Source organism: Burkholderia sp. LMG 13014, from assembly GCF_905232215.1.
Taxonomy (GTDB): Bacteria; Pseudomonadota; Gammaproteobacteria; order Burkholderiales; family Burkholderiaceae; genus Burkholderia.
On sequence record NZ_CAJNKE010000896.1, the window covers coordinates 1 to 1,720 of the forward strand.

Annotated in this window: 3 protein-coding genes; all 3 read left to right on the forward strand. The window is 66.7% G+C overall.

The annotated features are described in order from the left end of the window. The coding region (locus tag JYJ84_RS35925; protein WP_205190231.1) for an SCO family protein at nt 1-501 on the forward strand (501 nt) is incomplete at its 5' end. A 12-nt stretch (nt 502-513) separates the two neighbouring features. Further along, complete coding sequence (locus JYJ84_RS35930) at nt 514-960, forward strand: copper chaperone PCu(A)C (protein WP_175221270.1); 447 nt, start codon at nt 514-516, stop codon at nt 958-960. A 10-nt stretch (nt 961-970) separates the two neighbouring features. Beyond that, nucleotides 971-1,720, forward strand: a 750-nt coding sequence (locus tag JYJ84_RS35935) for a cytochrome c oxidase assembly protein (RefSeq protein WP_205190232.1), incomplete at its 3' end; no start/stop codon positions are given.

Here is a 1,720-nt window from a genome sequence, read left to right on the forward strand (position 1 = left end):
CACCTGCCCGACCTGTCGTTCACGCTGACGGGCGGCGACGGCCATCCCGTCGACGCCGATGCGTTCCACGGCCAGGTCGCGCTCGTCTACTTCGGCTATACGCACTGCCCCGATGTCTGCCCCGAAACGATGGCGCGGCTGATGGAAGTGCTCGCGAAGCTCGGCCAGCAGGCAAACGACGTGCGCATCCTGTTCGTGTCGGTCGACCCTGCGCGCGACACGCCGCAGGCGATGCAATCGTATGTCGCCGCATTCGACGCCGCGCATGCGCGCGGGCTGACCGGCACCGACCGCCAGATCGAATCGCTCGCGAAGCGCTATCGCGTCGCGTACCAGATGGAAAAGCGCGACCCGTCGGGCGGCTACGAAGTCACGCACAGCTCGGCCGTCTATATCTTCGACGCGAGCGGCCGCGCCCGCCTGCTTGCGACCGACCGCGACTCGCCCGACGCCATCGCCGCCGATGTGCGCCGGATCATCGACACCGCCTCCACGACCTGAATTCATCCCGACATGAAAACGAAAACGACCCTCAAGACGCTCGCCCTCCTCGCCGCGCTGTGCGCAGGCGCCCACGCGTATGCCGCCGGCGCGATCACCGCGCAGAACGCATGGGTGCGCTGGCTGCCGAACAAGCTGCCCGCCGGCGGCTACGTGACGCTTGTAAACTCGAGCGACAAGCCGATCGATCTCGTCGACGTCGACAGCCCCGACTACGGAATGGCGATGCTGCACCAGACCGTCTCGAACGGCTCGACGCAAAAGATGGAAATGGTCGACAAGCTGACGATCCCCGCACGCGGCAAGGTCGACATCGCCCCGGGCGGCTACCACTTCATGCTGGAGGAGCCGAAGCACGCGATCAAGCCGGGCGACACCGTGCACCTGCGCCTGAAGTTCTCCGACGGCGAAACGGTCGATGCGCCGTTCGCCGTGAAGTCGCCGGCCCAGACAAAGTGATGCGCGCGCGATGAACGTCCTGTACTGGCTCGATCCGTGGGAACCCTCGCCCACCGTGGTGATCGCGGTGCTGACCGCTGCCGTGCTGTTCGCGCGCGGCGTGAAGAAGGCGAAGGTGTCGCCGCTGCGGCAGTTCTCGTTCTGGTTCGGGCTGACGGCGCTCTACATCGCGCTGCATACGCGGCTCGACTATTTCTTCGAGCACGAGTTCTTCCTGCACCGCGCGCAGCACCTCGTGCTGCACCACCTCGGGCCGTTCTTCATCGCACTGTCCTATCCGGGCGCGGCGATTCGCGCGGGCATTCCGTTTCGCTGGCGGCAGCGTTTCGTGCGCCCCGCGCTCGCGTGGGCGCCCGTGCGCGCGACGCTCGACCTGGTGTTCCATCCCGTCGTCGCGGTCGTGCTGTTCGTCGGGCTGATCTATTTCTGGCTGCTGTCGCCGATCCACTTCATCGCGATGCTCGACTGGCGCCTCTATCGCGTGATGAACTGGAGCATGGTGATCGACGGGCTGCTGTTCTGGTGGCTCGTCGTCGATCCGCGTCCCGCGCCGCCCGCACGGCTGTCGCCGGGCCGCCGGATCCTGATCGTCGTCGCGGCGATCCCGCCGCAGATCGCGCTCGGCGCGCTGATCTTCTTCACGCCGCACGAGCTGTATCCGATCTATTCGATCTGCGGCCGTGCGTTCACGTGGCTGAGCCCGCTGCGCGACCAGCAGATCGGCGGCCTGCTGCTGTGGATTCCCGGCTCGATGATGAGC

Coding starts and splice junctions, on each gene's coding strand:
- JYJ84_RS35930 (WP_175221270.1), top strand. CDS start 514: ATGAAAACGAAAACGACCCTCAAGACGCTCGCCCTCCTCGCCGCGCTG.